General features: G+C 71.5%; 15 protein-coding genes. 12 read left to right on the forward strand and 3 right to left on the reverse strand.

Going from position 1 to position 17,847, the window contains the following annotated elements; all coding sequences use genetic code 11:
- Nucleotides 1–139: 139 nt before the first annotated feature.
- The 12 genes from R9X44_RS30695 (at nucleotide 140) to R9X44_RS30750 (ending at nucleotide 13,509) form a co-directional block, all read left to right on the forward strand.
- Entirely contained in the window at nucleotides 140–1,276 is a 1,137-nt protein-coding gene (locus R9X44_RS30695) for an ABC transporter permease (RefSeq protein ID WP_319817833.1), read from the forward strand.
- Nucleotides 1,273–2,286, forward strand: coding sequence for an ABC transporter permease (locus R9X44_RS30700; RefSeq protein ID WP_319817834.1), 1,014 nt, complete (start codon nucleotides 1,273–1,275; stop codon nucleotides 2,284–2,286). Before R9X44_RS30695 ends, R9X44_RS30700 begins: the two co-directional genes overlap by 4 nt.
- The gene (locus tag R9X44_RS30705; protein WP_319817835.1) at nucleotides 2,283–3,368 is read left to right on the forward strand and encodes a BMP family ABC transporter substrate-binding protein; all 1,086 of its coding nucleotides are present in this window, start codon (nucleotides 2,283–2,285) and stop codon (nucleotides 3,366–3,368) included. Before R9X44_RS30700 ends, R9X44_RS30705 begins: the two co-directional genes overlap by 4 nt.
- Nucleotides 3,369–3,408: 40 nt before the next feature.
- Nucleotides 3,409–4,935, forward strand: a complete 1,527-nt coding sequence (locus R9X44_RS30710; RefSeq protein WP_319817836.1) for an ABC transporter ATP-binding protein — start codon at nucleotides 3,409–3,411, stop codon at nucleotides 4,933–4,935.
- Nucleotides 4,932–6,275 carry an amidohydrolase family protein gene (locus R9X44_RS30715; RefSeq protein ID WP_319817837.1) on the forward strand — a complete coding sequence of 448 codons (1,344 nt, stop codon included), beginning with the start codon at nucleotides 4,932–4,934 and terminating at the stop codon, nucleotides 6,273–6,275. Before R9X44_RS30710 ends, R9X44_RS30715 begins: the two co-directional genes overlap by 4 nt.
- Complete coding sequence (locus R9X44_RS30720) at nucleotides 6,272–7,072, forward strand: DeoR/GlpR family DNA-binding transcription regulator (RefSeq protein WP_319817838.1); 801 nt, start codon at nucleotides 6,272–6,274, stop codon at nucleotides 7,070–7,072. The genes R9X44_RS30715 and R9X44_RS30720 overlap by 4 nt, the downstream gene beginning before the upstream one ends.
- Complete coding sequence (locus R9X44_RS30725; protein WP_319817839.1) at nucleotides 7,069–7,869, forward strand: BtpA/SgcQ family protein; 801 nt, start codon at nucleotides 7,069–7,071, stop codon at nucleotides 7,867–7,869. The genes R9X44_RS30720 and R9X44_RS30725 overlap by 4 nt, the downstream gene beginning before the upstream one ends.
- Nucleotides 7,866–9,341: an FGGY-family carbohydrate kinase gene (locus R9X44_RS30730; RefSeq protein WP_319817840.1), complete on the forward strand. Its 1,476-nt coding sequence runs from the start codon at nucleotides 7,866–7,868 to the stop codon at nucleotides 9,339–9,341. Before R9X44_RS30725 ends, R9X44_RS30730 begins: the two co-directional genes overlap by 4 nt.
- Nucleotides 9,342–9,417: 76 nt before the next feature.
- On the forward strand, nucleotides 9,418–10,401 hold the full coding sequence (locus R9X44_RS30735; protein WP_319817841.1) for a nitronate monooxygenase: 984 nt from the start codon (nucleotides 9,418–9,420) through the stop codon (nucleotides 10,399–10,401).
- Nucleotides 10,402–10,592: 191 nt separating this feature from the next.
- Nucleotides 10,593–11,339 (forward strand): SDR family oxidoreductase, encoded by a 747-nt coding sequence (locus R9X44_RS30740; protein WP_319817842.1) that lies wholly within the window; start codon nucleotides 10,593–10,595, stop codon nucleotides 11,337–11,339.
- Between the two features lie 44 nt (nucleotides 11,340–11,383).
- Nucleotides 11,384–12,343, forward strand: a complete 960-nt coding sequence (locus R9X44_RS30745; protein ID WP_319817843.1) for an alpha/beta hydrolase — start codon at nucleotides 11,384–11,386, stop codon at nucleotides 12,341–12,343.
- Nucleotides 12,344–12,624: 281 nt separating this feature from the next.
- On the forward strand, nucleotides 12,625–13,509 hold the full coding sequence (locus R9X44_RS30750; protein WP_319817844.1) for an alpha/beta hydrolase: 885 nt from the start codon (nucleotides 12,625–12,627) through the stop codon (nucleotides 13,507–13,509).
- Between the two features lie 8 nt (nucleotides 13,510–13,517).
- Here R9X44_RS30750 and R9X44_RS30755 read toward each other — a convergent pair whose 3' ends face one another.
- The 3 genes from R9X44_RS30755 to R9X44_RS30765 form a co-directional block, all read right to left on the reverse strand.
- Nucleotides 13,518–14,396: a hypothetical protein gene (locus R9X44_RS30755; protein WP_319817845.1), complete on the reverse strand. Its 879-nt coding sequence runs from the start codon at nucleotides 14,394–14,396 to the stop codon at nucleotides 13,518–13,520.
- Between the two features lie 320 nt (nucleotides 14,397–14,716).
- Complete coding sequence (locus R9X44_RS30760) at nucleotides 14,717–16,771, reverse strand: NAD(+) synthase (RefSeq protein ID WP_319817846.1); 2,055 nt, start codon at nucleotides 16,769–16,771, stop codon at nucleotides 14,717–14,719.
- Nucleotides 16,772–16,796: 25 nt separating this feature from the next.
- On the reverse strand, nucleotides 16,797–17,840 hold the full coding sequence (locus R9X44_RS30765) for a 2-hydroxyacid dehydrogenase (protein ID WP_319817847.1): 1,044 nt from the start codon (nucleotides 17,838–17,840) through the stop codon (nucleotides 16,797–16,799).
- Nucleotides 17,841–17,847 lie beyond the last annotated feature (7 nt).

Here is a 17,847-nt window from a genome sequence, read left to right on the forward strand (position 1 = left end):
CTCAGGAGACGACGCGTTCGCCCAGCCGTCAGCGCGATCTGTGAGGAATTAACGTGATGGACACACCCGAAAGTGTGAATTAGTAACACTTCGCCGTGATCGTTTCACCTCAGTCGGAGCCGACGGAGGAGGTGGAGCGGTGGATCGCGAAGGCGTCACACGGTTGGTCAGGCGGGTGGGCATGCCCGTGCTGGCGATGGTGCTCGCGCTCGGGATCGGCGGGGTGATGGTCGCCGGGCTCGGGCACTCGCCGCTGACCGCGGCGCGGACCGTCCTCGACGCCGGGTTCGGGTGCAACGCGGACTACTGCAACCTGAGCGGGACGCTCGCGCTCGCCGGGCCGATCGTGCTGTGCGCGCTCGGCGCTGTGGTGTCGCTGCGCAGCGGGTTGTTCAGCATCGGGCAGGAGGGCCAGTACGCGCTCGGCGGGCTCGCCGCCGCCGTCACCGGGTCGGCGCTGTCGCTGCCGGGCGGGGTCCATCCCGTCGTCGCGCTGGCGGCGGCCGTCGTGGTCGGGGCGCTGTGGGGGGTCATCCCCGCGCTGCTCAAGGTGTTCCTGAACGTCAACGAGCTGATCATCACGATCGTGCTCAACGCCATGGCCGGGCTGCTGCTCGACTTCCTGGTGAACCATCCGCTGCGCGCGGAGGCGTCGACCGTCGGGTACACCAAGCCGGTCGACGCGTCCGCGCGGCTTCCGGTGTTCGACCCGTCGACCAAGTTCGGGCTCGGGTTCGTCATCGCGGTCGTCGCGTGCGTCGCCGTCTGGTTCTTCCTCAGCCGCACCACGACGGGCTACGAGCAGCGGATGTCGGGCGAGGCGCTCGACTTCGCCCGCTACTCGGGCATGTCGAGCACCGCGAGCGTGCTGCGCGCCGGACTGCTCGGCGGCGCGCTGGCCGGGCTCGGCGGCGGCGTCCAGGTGCTCGGCACCAACTACCGCGTCATCGAGGGCTTCTCCGACGGGACGGGCTTCACCGGCCTCACCGCCGCGATCCTCGGCGGCACCACCGCGATCGGCGCGGCCCTCGCCGGAATCCTCTACGCGGGCATCACGGTCGGCGCGGTCAACGGCCTCCAGATCGTGCTAGGCGTCCCGCGCGAGATCGGCTCGACGACGCTCGCCCTGATGATCGTCCTCGTCGCGCTCCAGGCCCCGCTGCTGGCGAAGATCGAGGCGGCGGCCGACCGGCGGCGCGCGGCGGGCAAACGCGGCGATCCCCCCGACGACCCCGCCAAGGAACAGGCACCGGAGAAGGCGGAGGCCGCACCATGAACCTCGTCGCGGACTTCCTCAACAGCGGCATCCGCCTCAGCACCCCGATCCTCTTCGCCGCGATCGCGTCGCTGATCTCGGCCAGGGCCGGGATTCTCAACCTCGCGATCGAGTCGAAGGTCCTCGCCGGCGCGTTCGTCGGCGTCCTGACGGCTGCGGCGTTCGGCCTCTGGGCCGGGATCGCGGCGGCGGCCCTGACGGGCGCGCTCATCGGCCTGCTCATGGCGTTCGCGCACCGGATCGGCGTCGACCTCGTGGTCCTCGCGATCGGGCTGAACATCCTCGTCCTGCAGCTGACCGTGTACCTGATGCGGTCCTACCTGGGCGGCGTCGGCACATACGCGCCGGAGATCGACAGGCTGCCGGAGATCGCGCTCCCGCTCCTGTCGGACCTGCCGTTCCTCGACCATCTGACGGCACGGCTCAACGTGCTCGTCTACCTCGCGCTGGGCACCGCGCTCGCGGTCGGGATCTACTTCAGGACGCGCAGCGGCCGCCATCTCCTCGCCGTCGGGGAAGCGCCCGTCGCGGCGGCGGCGTCCGGGATTCCCGTCGCGCGGGTCCAGCTCGCGGCGCTGGTCGTCGCGGGGGCGATCGCGGGGGTCGGCGGGGCGTTCCTGTCGATCGGCGACGTCGGCCTGTTCACCCGCAACATGAGCGCGGACCGCGGCTGGATCGGCATCACCGCGGCGCTGCTCGCGCTCAACCGGCCGGCGCTCGTGGTGCCCGCCGCCGCGGTCTTCGGGTTCGCCTCGGCCGCCGCGATCCGCCTCCAGTCGCTGGACGTGCCCGCGAACCTCACCCAGTTCCTGCCGCAGGGCGCGGCGTTCGTCGCGCTCGTCCTCGTGGGCGTGCACGGCAGGCTGCGCGGCAACGTCGCACGGCTCTGGCGTGACAGCACCCGCATCCCCTTCCCGTTCCCCAGCCGCTCATCCCCCGACAAATCCCCAGACGCATCCCCAGACAACCCGCCGGACAGCCACGCGAAAACCCCCCAGGAGACGCCATGACCAGCCCCGTCAGAACCCTGCTCAGAGCCACCGCCGTCACCGCCGCCCTGACGCTCGCCGCCGCGTGCGGCGGAGGCGGCGGGGACACCACCGCCGACCCCGACGCGTTCAGCTACTCCCTCATCACCCCCGGCTCGGCGGGCGACGGAGGGTTCATCGACTCGGCGATCCTCGGCACCGAGCGGGCCAAGAAGGAACTCGGCGTCACCGGCCGGGTCGTCGAGGCCGAGTCGGTCTCGCAGCAGGAGGGCGTCATCCGCTCGACGGTCGCGACCCGCCCCGACATCATCATCGCGCCCGGCCTCGACCCCGAGTCGCTGCTGGCGGTCGCGGGGGAGAACCCCGACCAGCTGTTCGGCGTCCCGAGCGACATCTTCGCCGACAAGCTGCCCGACAACGTCTCGGCGTTCTCCATCAACGTGCACGAGTCGAGCTTCCTCGGCGGGTACGTCGCCGGGAGCATGACCGAGACCAAGAAGGTCGGCGCGGTCCTCGGCATCGACAACCCCGGGCTCAACCAGTTCTACTACGGCTACAAGCAGGGCGTTCTCGCCGCCTGCCCCGACTGCACGGTCACCCCGAGCTACCTGAACGGCGAGTTCGGCGACCCGTCGGTCGGCCAGGAGGCGGCGCTGGCGCTGTACCAGGGCGGCAACGACATCGTCTACGCCGTCGCCGGGCTCAGCGGCCAGGGCGTGCTGACCGCCGCCAAGAAGGAGGGCAAGTTCGCCATCGGCGTCGACGCCGACCAGGACGGCGACGCCCCCGGCACCGTCATCGTCTCGGTCATGAAGCGGGTCGACCAGACGACGTTCCAGCTCATCGAGGCCGCCAAGACCGGCGCGTTCAAGGCGGGCTTCGTCCAGGCGGGCCTCGCCGACGAGGTCACCGGCCTGTCGTGGAGCGACGGCTCGACGGTCTTCGCCGACAAGGGCCCGGAGAAGCTCGCCTCCAAGGTCCCGGCCGTCACCGAGAAGGTGAATGAACTGCGCGAGCAGATCCTCGCGGGCGAGATCAAGGTCTGCGACGCGCTCAACGACCCGTCGTCCGAAGCCTGCGCCAAGGTCGGCCTGAAGTCCTGACCACGAGCCCGCCGCACCGCACAGAGGGAGGAAACCGCCGATGACCGCGCCGCCGCGCCTCGAACTCCGGGGCCTGCGCAAGTACTTCGCGACGTCGAAGGTGCTCGCGGTGGACGACGTCTCCCTCGCCGTCGCGCCGGGTGAGGTCGTCGCGCTCATCGGCGAGAACGGGACGGGCAAGACCACCCTGATGAACCTCGTGTTCGGCGTCCACCAGCCGGACGCGGGCGAGATCAGGGTGGACGGCACACCCGTCAGGATCAGCGGTCCGCAGGCCGCGATCGGGCACGGGGTGGCGATGGTGCACCAGCACTTCGAGCTCGTCCCGAGCTTCACCGTCGCGCAGAACGTGCTGCTCGGCAGGGAGCCGATCCGGCGCGGCCGCTACGACGACGCCGAAGCCGTCCGCCGCGTCAGCGCGCTGATGGAACGCTCAGGGCTGGTCCTCGACCCGCGCCGACGGGTCGGGGACCTCCCGGTCGCCGCGCAGCAGCGCGTGGAGATCCTGAAGGCCCTGGCCAGGGACGCCCAGGTGGTGATCCTCGACGAGCCGACCGCCGTCCTGACCCCGCGCGAGGCCGACGAGCTGATCGCCCTCGTGCGGGGCCTGGCCGCCGACGGCAGGTCTGTCGTCTTCATCTCGCACAAGCTCCCGGAGGTCCAGGAGGTCGCCGACCGGATCGTGGTGATGCGGCGCGGCAGGGTCGTCGGCGAGGTCGCGCGCGGCGGCGCGGACAACGCCGCGCTCGCCCGCATGATGGTCGGCCGCGAGGTCCCCATGACGGGTTCCTACGCGACGCAGCCGCCCGGCGACGAACTGCTCACCGTCTCCGGCGCGTCGGTGGCCCCGACCGTCGAGGGCAGCAGCGGGCTGCGCGGCGTCGACCTGACGCTGCGGTCCGGCGAGATCCTCGGCGTCGCGGGCGTCGGCGGCAACGGCCAGGACGAGCTCATCGACGCCATCACCGGCCTCGGCCGCCTCGAAGCGGGAAATGTCGCGATCGACGGCCACGACATCACCCGCGCCGCCCCCGCCGAGACCCGGCGGCACGGGATCGCGCACATCGCCGCCGACCGCATGCGCGTCGGCCTGAACCTCGAAGCCACCCTTGAGGAGAACGCCGTGTCCACATCGTTCCGGACCCGCCGGTTCAGCCGGGCCGGGCTGATCAGACGACGGGCGCGGCGGCGGTTCGCCGCGTCGCTGATCGCCGACTACGAGGTGCGCGGGGCCGCGCCGACCCGTCAGGTGCGCTCGCTGTCCGGCGGCAACCTCCAGAAGATCGTCATCGGCCGTGAGCTGTCGGGCAGCCCGCGCGTGGTGCTGGCCAACCAGCCGACGCGCGGCCTGGACGTCGGCAGCATCGAGTTCGTGCACGGCGCGCTGTCGCTGGCGCGCGCGGCGGGCGCGGGCGTCCTGCTGGTGTCGGCCGAGCTCGACGAGGTCATGGCGCTCTCCGACAGGGTCGCGGTGATGTACGACGGGCGGCTGATCGGGCCGTTCGACCGCGCGGACGTCGACCGGGAACGCGTCGGCCGTCTGATGGCCGGGGTGGAGGGCGCGTGACAAGGACAGAACTGATCGTCGCCGACCATGTGCTGGTCAACGATGACGCGGGCACCGTGCTGTCGCCGGGCGCCGTCGAGGTCGCGGACGGGCGGATCGTCTCCGTCGCGAGGCCCGCGGCGCGTCCTGCGGGACCGGGCGTCACCGACCTCGGGGCGAGCGTCGTCATGCCCGGCCTGGTCAACGCGCACGCGCACACGCCGATGTCGCTGATGCGCGGGACCGCAGAAGGGCACTCGCTGCTGACGATGGAAGGGTTCCTCACGGTGCTGCGCAGCCGCGAGGAGCACCTGACGCCCGACATGGTCCCCGCGTCCGTCGCGGTGTCGTGCGGCGACATGATCCGGCACGGCACCACCGCCTTCGCCGACCAGTACTTCTACGCCGACGAGATCGCGCCGACCGTCGAACGTTCCGGGCTGCGCGCCCGCATCGCCTGGGGCATCGTGGAGCTCGGCGACGACGCCGCGCGCGCCCGCGAACTCGACGCCGCCGCCCGCTTCGCCGAGAGCCTGCCCGCCGACGGACGTGTGTCGGCGTGGGTCGGCCCGCACGCGTACTTCGTGGACAACACCCCCGAGGCGATGGCCGCCGAACTCGCCCTCGCCCGTCGGCTCGACGCGGGTCTGCACGTCCACTTCTCCACGTCGGGCGAGGAGGACGCGTGGTGCCTTGAACACTATGGCCGTCCCGCCCTTGAGGTGCTGCGCGACCTCGGCATGCTCGACGTGCCGACGATCCTCGCGCATTGCACGACGCTGCCCGCCGACCAGCTGCCGCTGCTGGCCGGGACGCGCGCGGTGATGGCCGTCATCCCGAGCGTCGCGATGATGAGCGGGGTGCCCGCCGCGCCCGTCAGGGAAGCGCTCGACCACGGGGTCGCCGTCGCGCTCGGCTCCGACAACGTCTGCAACAACACCAACACCGACCTCTTCGAGGAGATGCGCGTCCTCGGCAAGCTCGCCGCGTTCACCTCACGGGTGCCCAACCAGGTCACGCCGCGCGAGATCCTGCGGATCGCGACGGTCGGCGGGCACCGCGCCCTCGCGGGCGGGCCCGACGACGGACGGCTCGTCGCCGGGGCCGTCGCGGACCTCATCGCCGTTCCGCTCGCGGAGGTGGCGCGCGGTCCCGTCGGCGCGCAGTCGCTCGAAGCCGCCCTCGTGTACGGGACGTCGGGGGCGTCGGTGACGCACGCGATGGCCGACGGGAACTGGCTCATGACCGACCGGGCCGTGCACACCCTCGATCTCGCCGCGGCGGCGCGCCGTCAGCAGGACGATTACGACATCCTCTCGTCCAGGATGACCGGACGACGGACGAGGGAGACCACACCATGAACGCGCGGGACCGCCGGAAACTCATCGAACAGCAGGTGGTCCGCACCGGCGAGGTCCAGTTCAGCGTGCTCGCCGAGGAGTTCGGCGTGTCCGAGATGACCGTTCGGCGGGATATCGACACCCTGGAGCGTCAGGGCGTCGTGCGGCGGGTGTCCGGCGGGGCGATCCCCGTCTCGGCCGCCGCGTTCGAGCCGTCGTACGGGCTGCGCAACGATCTGGCCGCCGCGAGCAAGGACCACATCGCGACGGCGATGGCCGGGCTGCTGCGTCCGGGCGAGACAGTCGTGCTGGACAGCGGCAGCACCGTCGCGCGGGTCGCGCACGCGATCCGGGGGCGCGGGCTCGGGCTCACCGTGATCACGCCGAGCCTTCCCGTCGCGACGGCGCTCGCCGACGAGCCCGGCACGCATGTGATCCTCACCGGCGGGACCGTCAGGCCGGGGGAGCTCAGCCTCGTCGGGCACGACGCCGAACGCGCCTTCGAGCGCTTCAACTGCGACACCTTCGTCATCGGCGTCGCCGGAGTCGACGCCGACAAGGGCCTCACCGAGTACCACCCAGGCGAGGCGAGCGTGAAACGCGCGGCGCTCGCCGCCTCGTCCCGGCTCCTCGTGGGCGCGGACGCGGCGAAGCTCGGCAGGGTCCATCTCGTCAACATCGCCCCCATCACCGCCGTCGGCGTCCTCGTGACGGACGCCGCGCCGGACCATCCGACGGTCGAGGCGGCCCGCGCGGCCGGAGCGGAGGTCGTCCTGACCTCCCGGGACGTCGGCGAACGAACAGGAGAAAGCGTATGAACCGTTTCGCGGCGATCTTCGCCGGTACCGCCAAGCCGCTGATCGCGATGGCGCACCTTCCGGCGCTGCCGGGGACTCCCCTTTATGACGCGGGAGCGGGGGTGCAGGGCATCGTCGACCAGGTCAGCGAGGAGGTCGCGGTGCTGGTGGACGCGGGGTTCGACGCCGTCATGTTCTGCAATGAGAACGATCGGCCATATGAGCTGAACGCCGGGCCTGAGGCGGCGGCGGTGATGGCGCGGGTCGTCACCGAGTGCCGTCCGGATTCCGTGCCTTTCGGGGTCGACTATCTGTGGGACAGCAGGATCGCGCTCGCCACGGCGGTCGCGACGGGCGCGAGCTTCATGCGCGAGGTCGTCACGGGGGTGTGGGAGTCGGACATGGGACTGTGGAACACCAACGCCGCGCACACGCTGCGCGAGCGTCGCCGTCTCGACAACGACGACCTCGCGATCTTCATGAACGTGACGCCGGAGTTCGCCTCACCCATCGGGGACCGTACGCCCGCGCAGATAGCGCGCTCGACCGTGGTGTCGAGCCTCGCGGACGTGATCCTTGTTTCCGGGCCGATGGCCGGGGCCGAGCCGTCCGCGCGGACGCTGCGCGAGGTGCGCGAGAGCGTCCCGGACGAGGTGCCCGTCATGCTCAACACCGGGGCCCGCGAGGACAGCATCGCCGAGCTGCTGAAGATCGCCGACGGCTGCATCGTCGGGTCGTCGCTCAAGGTCGACGGCAGCACCTGGAACCGGGTCGACCCCGTCCGGGCCCGGCGCTTTGTGGAAGCGGCGCGGGCGTGAGCTCCGCGATCACGATCGGGCTCGACATCGGCACGACCGGCGTCAAGGGCGTCGCGCTGGACGTCGAGCGCGGGCTTGTCGCCGAGGCCGCGCGCGGCAACGCGCTCGGCTCGCCCAGGCCGGGGTGGGCGGAGGCCGACCCGGCGCAGTGGGAGGCGAACGTCGCCGACGTCCTCGCCGAGCTCGCCGCGAAGATCGACGCCGCACGCGTCGTCGGGATCGCGACGACGGGGATGGTTCCGGCGGTCGTCTGCCTTGACGAGGCGGGTCGGCCTTTGCGGAACGCGATCCTGCAGAACGACGCGCGCGCGGTCGGCGAGGTGGCCGAGGTGCGGGAGCTGCTTCGGGACACCGACGTCCTCGCCCGCACCGGCTCGCCGGTGACCCAGCAGTCGGTCGCGCCCACGGCACGCTGGCTGCGGACGCATGAGGCCGACGTGTGGGAGCGGACCGCGACGGTCCTCGGGTCGTACGACGCGGTGCTCACCTGGCTGGGCGCGCGGCCACACGTCGAGCTGAACTGGGCGATCGAATCTGGGCTTTTCGACCTTTCCGGGGAGCGGTTCGCGCCCGCCGTCGCGGCGGGCGGGCTGGGCGACCGGCTGCCCCCGGTGGAGGCGGGCGGGACCGTCGTCGGCGAGCTGCTGCCCACGATCGCCGACCGCGTCGGCCTCCCGCGCGGCGTCCCCCTCGCCGTCGGCGGGGCCGACCACGTCCTTTCCGCCTACGGCGCGGGCCTCACCGAACCCGGCGACTGGCTCGTCAAACTCGGCGGCGCGGGCGACATCCTCGCCGTCAGCGCCGAACCCGTCGCCGACGACCGCTTCTACCTGGACCGCCACCCCATCGACGGCCTCTGGCTCCCCAACGGCTGCATGGCGACGAGCGGCAGCCTCGTCCGCTGGGTCCAGTCCCTCCTGGGCGTTGACGATCTCCGGGCCATGGACGCCGAAGCCGCCGACCGCGCCCCCGCCTCCATCCTCTGCCTCCCCTACTTCCTGGGCGAAAAGACCCCCCTCAACGACCCCCTCCTCCGCGGTGTCTTCGCGGGCCTCCACCTGGGCCACGACCGCGCCGACCTCTACCGCTCGGCCCTCGAGGGCGTCGCCTTCGGCTTCCGCCACAACGCCGAAGTCCTCGCCTCCCGCGGCATAACCCTCACCTCCGCCACGGTCACCAACGGCGGCTCCACCTCCCCCCTCTGGAAACAGATCCACGCCGACATCCTCCAAACCCCCCTCCGCACCCTTAAATCCCACCCCGGCGCCTCCCTCGGCGCAGCCGTCTCCGCCGCCATAGCCACCACGACCCTCCCCACCTGGACCGCCATCACCCACTACATCCAAGAAGGCCCCACCATCCACCCCAACCCCTCCCTAACCCCCCAATACGACCACACCTACCCCCTCTGGCAATCCCTCTCCACCACCACAACCCCCACCATGCACGCCCTCTCCCACCCCCCCGACTAACCACACCCCCACCCCGACCCAAGACACGGCCGCCGAGGGGTTTTCGCGGGAGCCGACGGGCGGGAAGGATGGGCGGATGGACAGGCTGGGCACCGCGCTCTGCGCGCGGCTGGGAATGCGGGTTCCAGTGGTGCAAGCACCAATCGGAAGCGCCTGCACCGCAGAACTGGTGGCCGCCGTCGCGGCGGCGGGTGGACTTGGCATGTTGTCGGTGACATGGATGAGAACCGCGGAGATCAGGGAGAGTTTGCGCCGAATTCGGGCACTTACGTCCGGGCCGTTCGGGGTGAACGCGGTGCTGGCGTTCGCGGTTGAGGAGAAGATCGAGCTGTGCTTGGCGGCCGGGGTCCGGGTCGTTTCGACGTTCTGGGGCGATCCCGCGCCCTATGTCGAGCGCATTCATGGGGCGGGCGCGGTCCATCTGCACACCGTGTCGTCGGCGGCGGAGGCCGTCGCGGCGGTGGAGGCGGGGGTTGATGTTGTGGTCGCGCAGGGGGTTGAGGCGGGCGGGCATGTGCGGGGTGGGGTTCCGACGATGGTGCTGGTGCCCGCGGTCGTTGACGCTGTGGGGGACGTGCCGGTGATCGCGGCGGGGGGCATCGCGGACGGGCGGGGGCTTGCGGCGGCGCTTGTGCTCGGGGCGCAGGGTGTGTGGATGGGGACGCGGTTTCTGGCGGCGCGGGAGGCGGCGACGCATGAGGTCTACCGGGATCGGGTGATCGGTGCGGCGGAGACGTCGGCCGTGCGCACGCTCGCGTTCGACGGGGGGTGGCCTGACGCGCCGCATCGGGCGCTGGAGAACAGCACGCTTCGCGCGTGGGAGGCGGCCGGGCGGCCTGGCTCTCCGGACCGGCCGGGTGAGGGCGACGTCGTCGCGACGGGGCCGGACGGCACCGCTTACCTCCGCTACGGCGACATGATGCCGTTGCCCGGGATGGCCGGGGACCTTGAGGCGATGGCCTTGTATGCGGGTTGCTCGGCGGGGCTTGTGCATGAGGTGGAACCCGCCGCTGAGATCGTCGCCCGCGTCGTGGACGAGGCACGCGGCCTTCTTTCCTGAGCCCTCGCGCGGCCGCTGTCGCGGCGCGGCCGGTCTCCCAGAAGAGGGCAAAGCTCTCTTTTGTGACGGTAAAGCGGGCGGGTGGTCGCGGTAAAAGGGCAGGTCGCGGTGGGTCGAGGGTGGGGGAGTGGGGCTGTCTTAGGCGGTGGGTGGGGGGAAAGGAATTACGGAGAGGGGGAAGGGGAGGGACCATGCGGATTGTGATCATCGGGGGGACCGGGCTGATCGGGTCGAAGCTCGTCGCGAAGCTCGGCGCGCGGGGACACGAGGCGGTGGCGGCAGCCCCGAGTACCGGTGTCAACGCGCTCACGGGCGAAGGGCTCGGTGCGGCGTTGAAGGGGGCCGACGTCGTCATCGACGTGTCCAACTCGCCGTCCTTCGAGGACGCGGAAGTCCTCGAGTTCTTCGAGAAGTCGACGGGCAACCTGCTGGCCGCCGAGAAGGAGGCGGGCGTCGCCCACCACGTCGCGCTGTCCGTCGTGGGCACCGACCGGCGTCCCGACATCGGCTACTTCCGGGCGAAGATCGCCCAGCAGGATCTGATCAAGGAGTCGGGCGTGCCCTACTCGATCGTCCACGCGACCCAGTTCTACGAGTTCGGCAAGCGCATCGCCGACGGCGCGACCGAGGACGGCGAGGTCCACATCGCCCCGGTCGCGTTCCAGCCGATCGCGGCCGACGACGTCGCCGACAACGTCGCCAAGACCGCCATCGCAACCCCGCTCAACGGCTCACTCGAGATCGCGGGCCCGACCCGCTACCGCATGGACGACTTCTTCCGCGAAGCACTCCACGCCTGGCACGACCCCCGCACCGTCGTCACCGACCCCCACGCCCACTACTTCGGCGCCGAACTAGACAACCTCACCCTAGTCCCCACCACCGACGCAACCCTCGGCGAAATCCCCTACAACACCTGGCTCCCCACCAACACCTGACGCTCCCCCACCGAGAACCCCCGTCCCACGAAAGGAGAACCATCATGAGCACCCGCACACTGGACCCCGAGGCACGCGCGATCGCCGACGCCACAGCCAAGCCCCCGTTCCTGTACGAACTGGGCCCGAAAGGCGCACGCAAGCTCCTCGAGGACCTGCAACGCGACGCCGCGGCCACCAAACCCGACGTGGACGACAAATGGATCACCGTGCCCGCCGACGTCGGCGACGTGCGGGTGCGGATCGTCCGTCCGCCCGGCGCGGGAGACGACCTCCCCGTCATCCTCTACGTGCACGGCGGCGGATGGGTGATCGGCGACGCGAACACCCATGACAGGCTCGTCCGCGAACTCGCCGTGGGCGCGCGGGCCGCCGTCGCGTTCGTCGAGTACGACCGCTCGCCCGAGGCCCGCTACCCCGTCGCGATCGAGCAGGCATACGCGACCGCCAGGTGGCTGACGGCCAACGGCGCGGGGGAGGGCCTTGACGTCTCGCGCATTGCGGTCGCCGGTGACTCCGTCGGCGGGAACATGGCCGCGGCGCTGACCCTGATGGCCAAGCGGCGCGGCGACGTCACCTTCGTCCACCAGTCGCTCTACTACCCGGTCACCGACGCCGCCCAGGACACCGCGAGCTACCGGGAGTTCGCCGACGGCCCCTACCTGACCGCCAAGGCGATGGCCTGGTTCTGGGACGCCTACACCACCGACCCGGCCGAGCGCGCCGAGGTCACCGCGTCGCCGCTCCGCGCCTCACTTGACGAGCTCGCCGGCCTGCCGCCCGCGCTGGTGATCGTGGACGAGAACGACGTGCTGCGCGACGAGGGCGAGGCATACGCCCGCAAGCTCACCGAGGCGGGCGTGCCGACCACGAGCGTCCGCTACAACGGCACGCTGCACGACTTCATGATGCTCGACCCGCTCAGCGACAGCAGGGCCGTCCGCGCGGCCGTCGCCCAGGCCGTCACGGCGCTGCGCGGCGCGCTGCACACCGACGACTCGTGAGCGCCGAAGCCCTTAGCCTCCGCGTGGACCGGCCTCCGGACGGACCTTGAGAGAACGCGGCAGATCTCGTGGCCGGACGGTTGCCGAGTCAAGGGGATGGGTCTGGGGGTTGGGTCGATTTGGGAAGGGGTGGCGGGGTGGATAGGCGGGGGTTTGTCAGGGTGGTGTCGGTTGGGGCGGTGGTGGGGGCGGTTGCGGGGGTGCGGGCCGCCAGTGGGGGCGGGGGGAATCCGGTGGGGGAGCCGGCGGGGGACGGGGAGGCGGGCATTGGGTTTGGGCCGTTGAAGCAGATCGATGCGGGTCTGCTGAATGTCGGTTATGCCGAGGCCGGGCCGCAGGACGGCCCCGTCGTGATTCTGCTGCACGGCTTCCCCTACGACATCCACAGCTACGCCGACGTGACGCCCCTGCTCGCCGCCCAGGGCCACCGCGTGATCGTCCCGTATCTGCGGGGCCACGGCACCACGCGCTTCCTCGACGACGCCACGGTCCGCAACGCCCAGCAGTCCGCCTTCGCCGTAGACCTCATCGCGCTCATGGACGCCCTGGGCATCCCGAAGGCAGTCCTCGCCGGGTTCGACTGGGGTTCGCGGACCGCCGACATCGTCGCCGCCCTGTGGCCCGAGCGGGTGAAGGCCCTGGTGTCCACGAGCGGGTACCTGATCACGAACCGCGCGGCGCAGAAGGAGCCGCTGAACCCGTCCGCCGAGCATGTGTGGTGGTACCAGTACTACTTCGCGACGCCGCGCGGCGAGAAGGGCCTCACCCGCAACCGGCACGACTTCGGCGAGCTCGTCTGGCGGCTCGCCTCCCCGACCTGGGACTTCGACGCCGCCACCTACGACCGCACCGCCCGCGCCTTCGAGAACCCCGACTGGGTGCCCATCGTCATCCACAACTACCGCTGGCGGCTCAGCCTCGCCGAAGGCGAACCCCGCTACGACGACCTGGAGATCAAACTCGCGGCAAGCCCCACCATCACGGTCCCCACGATCGCCGTAGACGCGGCCCTTGATCCCTTCGGCGCGGGAGGCAGCGACGCCGCCTACCGCGCCAAGTTCACCGGCCCCTACGAACACCGCGTCCTGAAGGACGTCGGCCACAACGTCCCCCAGGAGGCTCCCGAGCAGTTCGCACGCGCGGTCCTCGACGCCGCCGACCTGTGACCGGGCGGCTAACGGGAAGGCCGCGTCGGCTCGTGCGCGGGGCCCGTGGGTTCGTGGGTGGGGATGAGGACAAGGGAGAGGACGATGAGGGGGAGGCCGGCGGCCAGGAGCCAGGGCGTGGTGAAGGCGGGGCCGGGGGCGGGGAGGGCGAGGAGGCCGCAGCCGACGACGAGGAACGCCTTGGCGACGACCGTCGCGACGAAGACGACGGTGAGGAGACGGCAGCGCTGGAGCGCCATCTGGAGCTGGGCGAGGCCGAGGGTGACGCCGACGAGGAACAGCGGAACGAGCGGCCCGGTGAAGGCGTCGACGCCCCAGCCCGCGCGGGCCTGGAGGTTGAAGGCGAGCTCGGCGAACCCGACGAGGACGCCCGCGCCGACCCCGTAGGCGATGCCGGTCAGCGGACGGGCGTGCCGGCCGTCGGGCCGTGCGTCGCCGACCGTGAACAGCAGCACGGGCAGCCCCAGCGACACGACAGCGAGCAGCGCGAGGGACACGCCGGGCACCTCGGCCGGGACCGCGGGCGACGACCAGGAGACGAGGAGCCCGCCCGCGGCCATCGCCGTCAGCCAGGCGGCCTCGGCCCCGCCGGGACGTTCGCCGGTCACCGCGAGGGACAGCACGACGAGCGCGGCGAGCCCGGTGAGCAGCGCGGTGACCAGCACGGGAATCGGCAGTCTCGGCGCGGCGACGACCTGGATCACCACCCCCGCGCCCATCAGCGCGGCCCCGACGAGCCAGCGCCCGTTCCGCACGACGGAGCCCGCGAAGGCCCCTGGCCGGGTGGCGCGCAGCGGCGGCAGGACGGCCGCCGCGTCCTTGAAGAAGACGAACCCCAGGTAGTACAGGCACCCGGAGACGAACGCCAGGCCGATCGGGAGCGCCATGCGCCCTTCCCTTCGCGCGACTTTCCTGACTCGACGGGCCCGTCGCGCCGCGGTCAGCCGGTGCCGACGCGATCGGGCCGCGCGGTCCGCCCCTGACCGCCCCACATTCTTAGCCGAAACGCACCCCCCATGTAACCCATCACTTTCTGCGTAATGCGAATGCTCACTCCGGTGACAAAAATCGCGCCCGAATGTGCCTTGGATCGCTCCAATTCGACGCCGGTAATTCTCCGGTGAGTACCCATCACGGAGGAAAGGCGACATGAAGTGAGCGCGGGTCCCCTTTCGGGCGCCCGCGCTCATCACTGATCCGTCAGCCTCTAGGGCTTCGGTGGTTCCGTCGCCGAAAGGTCCCAGCGGGCGAGGTCGCGCAGCCACGCCTCGGCGTTGCCGTCGGAGGGCGCGCGCCAGTCGCCGCGCGGCGACAGCGACCCCCCGGCCGAGACCTTCGGCCCGTTGGGCATCGCCGAGCGCTTGAACTGGGCGAACGCGAAGAAGCGGCGGCAGAAGACCTCGAGCCAGCGGTGGATGGTGGCCAGGTCGTAAGACACCCGCTTGGCTTCGGGGAACCCGGGCGGCCACGCGCCGGCGTCCGCGTCGTGCCACGCGTGCCACGCGAGAAAGGCGATCTTCGACGGACGGAGTCCGAAACGCAGCACGTGGAAGAGCGTGAAGTCGTGCAGCGCGTACGGGCCGATCTTCGATTCCGTCGACTGGAGTTCCTCGCCGGGCACGAGTTCCGGGCTGATCTCGGTGTCGAGGATCGCGGTGAGCGTGCCGCCGGTCTCCGCGTCGAACTGCCCGCTGCTGACGACCCAGCGAATGAGATGCTGGATCAGCGTCTTCGGCACCCCGGAATTGACGTTGTAGTGGCTCATCTGGTCGCCGACGCCATAAGTCGACCACCCGAGCGCAAGTTCCGAAAGGTCGCCCGTCCCCAGCACGATCCCGCCGCGCTGGTTGGCGAGCCGGAACAAATAGTCGGTCCGCAACCCGGCCTGGACGTTCTCGAAGGTGACGTCGTACACCGGCTCGCCCTCGGCGAACGGATGCCCGATCTCCTTCAGCATCAGCCGCGCGGTCGGGGTGATGTCGAGTTCGGCGGCGGTGATGCCGAGCGAGCGCATCAGCTTGTGCGCGTTGTCCTTGGTGTGGTCGCCGGTGGCGAAGCCCGGCAGCGTGAACCCGAGGATGTCGGTGCGCGGGCGTCCCGCGCGGTCCATCGCGCGGGCCGCGACGATCAGCGCGTGCGTCGAGTCAAGGCCCCCGGACACCCCGATGACGACCTTCGGGTTCCCGATCGCGCCGAGCCGCTGCTGGAGCCCGGCGACCTGGATGTTGTACGCCTCGTAGCAGTCCTGGGCGAGCCGCGCGGCGTCGGCGGGCACGAACGGGAACCGCTCGACGCGCCGGCGCAGCCCGAGGTCGGTCCTCGGCGGGTCGAGGACGAATCCGACGCGCCGGAACCCGTCGGTGCGCGCGGCGTGGGCGCGGCGGTTGTCGTCGAACGTGCCCATCCGCGCGCGCTCCTGCCGCAGCAGGTCGAGGTCGACGTCCGCGACCGCGTGCCGGTCGCCCGACGGGAACCGCTCGGTCTCGGCGAGCAGCGCGCCGTTCTCGTAGATCATCGTCTGGCCGTCCCAGGCCAGGTCGGTGGTCGACTCGCCGATGCCCGCCGCCGCGTACACATACGCCGCCAGGCAGCGCGACGACGCCGACCGGCACAGCAGCCGACGGTCCTCGGCCCGCCCGACGGTGATCGGGCTGCCGGAAAGGTTCGCCAGCACCGTCGCCCCCGCCAGCGCCGCCTCCGCGCTGGGCGGCACCGGCACCCACATGTCCTCGCAGATCTCCGCATAAAGGACGAGCCCCGGCACGTCGTCGGCCGCGAACAGCAGATCGACGCCGAACGGGACGTCTACGCCGCCGAGCCGGATCGTGCCGCCCCGCTCGTCGACGCCGGACGCGAGCTGTCGCTGCTCGTAGAACTCGCGGTAGTTCGGCACGAACGACTTCGGCGCGACGCCCAGGACCCGCCCCCGGTGCACCACGACAGCGCAGTTGTAGATCCGGTTCCGGTGCCGCAGCGGCGCGCCGACGACGAGCACGGTCATCAGCCCGGCCGACCCCGCCGCGACCGCCGCGACGGCCGCCTCGACCTCGTCCAGCACCGCGTCCTGGAGCAGCAGGTCCTCGATCGAGTACCCCGTCAGGCACAGCTCGGGGAAGACGGCGACCGCGACGCCCTCCTCGGCGCTGCGCCGCGCCTGCGCCAGCACGGCCTCGGCGTTGGCCGCCGGGTCGGCGATCGCCGTGTGCCCGGTGCAGGCGGCGACGCGGGCGAAACCGTGTTCGTAGATCGACCAGAAGCTCACCGCTCCACCGTATCCATCCCGCGATCTACCCCCGCGCCCGGGCGAGGACGTCGGGGTTGGCGAGGTGCAGCGGCAGGTCGCCGCGCAGGTGCCGGGCGACGTCGGCGGCCACGATCGTCGCGGCGTTCATCGCGGTCTCCTTGGACGCGCCCGCCAGGTGCGGGGTCATCACGAGGTTCGGCGCGGTGAGCAGCCGCGAGCCCGCCGGGATCGGCTCCTCGGGGAACACGTCGGTGGCCGCGCCGAACAGGTGGCCGGTCTCCAGCGCGTCGCACAGCGCGTCGTAGTCGAGCAGGGAGCCGCGCGCGCAGTTCACCACGACGGCCCCGCGCGGCAGCGCGGCGAGCTCGCCCTTGCCGATCATGCCCCGGTTCTCGGCGGTCGCGCGGGCGTGCAGGCTGAGGAAACGGGAACGTTCCAGCAGCTCGGGCAGGGCGACGAGCTCGATCTCGGGCGCGTCGGCGGGCGCGAGATACGGGTCGTGGACGAGGACCGTCGCGCCGAACCCGCGCAGCATCGCCGCGACCTTCCGCCCGATCGCCCCGTAGCCGACGAGTCCGACGGTGCTCCCGGCCAGCTCGGGGCCGACGCTCTCGTACCTGTAGTAGTCGCCGCGCCAGACGCCGCCCGCGAGGTCGCCGTGCGTCGCGGGAATCCTGCGGGTGGCGGCGAGCAGCATGGCCAGGGTGTGCTCGGCCGTCGCGACCGCGTTGCGGCCCGGCGCGAACGTCACCGCGACGCCGGCCTCCGTGGCGGCGTCGAGGTTGGCGTTCACCGGGCCGCCCCGGCTGACGCCGAACAGCCGCAGCCGGGGCGCGGCGGCGAGCACCTTCTCGGTCAACGGGGCCATCTGGGTCACGCAGACGTCGACGCCGTCGAGCGCGGCGATCAGCTCGTCCTCGACGTCGGACGCCTCGTTGACCTCGCCGACCCTGCCGAACGGCGTCAGCGGCCACGGGAGGGTCAGCTCACGCGTCTCGAAGTCGCCGGGGATCTCCCGGCGCAATGCCTCGAGAAAAAGGCTGTTCAGGACAAAGTGGTCGCCTGCTGTGAGAATCCGGATGGTCACGGGGAAA

Origin of the sequence: Actinocorallia sp. A-T 12471 (assembly GCF_033875155.1) — a bacterium.
In the GTDB taxonomy this organism is placed as follows: Bacteria; Actinomycetota; Actinomycetes; order Streptosporangiales; family Streptosporangiaceae; genus Actinocorallia.

Coding starts and splice junctions, on each gene's coding strand:
- R9X44_RS30700 (WP_319817834.1), top strand. CDS start 1,273: ATGAACCTCGTCGCGGACTTCCTCAACAGCGGCATCCGCCTCAGCACC.
- R9X44_RS30705 (WP_319817835.1), top strand. CDS start 2,283: ATGACCAGCCCCGTCAGAACCCTGCTCAGAGCCACCGCCGTCACCGCC.
- R9X44_RS30710 (WP_319817836.1), top strand. CDS start 3,409: ATGACCGCGCCGCCGCGCCTCGAACTCCGGGGCCTGCGCAAGTACTTC.
- R9X44_RS30720 (WP_319817838.1), top strand. CDS start 6,272: ATGAACGCGCGGGACCGCCGGAAACTCATCGAACAGCAGGTGGTCCGC.
- R9X44_RS30725 (WP_319817839.1), top strand. CDS start 7,069: ATGAACCGTTTCGCGGCGATCTTCGCCGGTACCGCCAAGCCGCTGATC.
- R9X44_RS30735 (WP_319817841.1), top strand. CDS start 9,418: ATGGACAGGCTGGGCACCGCGCTCTGCGCGCGGCTGGGAATGCGGGTT.
- R9X44_RS30740 (WP_319817842.1), top strand. CDS start 10,593: ATGCGGATTGTGATCATCGGGGGGACCGGGCTGATCGGGTCGAAGCTC.
- R9X44_RS30745 (WP_319817843.1), top strand. CDS start 11,384: ATGAGCACCCGCACACTGGACCCCGAGGCACGCGCGATCGCCGACGCC.
- R9X44_RS30755 (WP_319817845.1), bottom strand. CDS start 14,396: ATGGCGCTCCCGATCGGCCTGGCGTTCGTCTCCGGGTGCCTGTACTAC.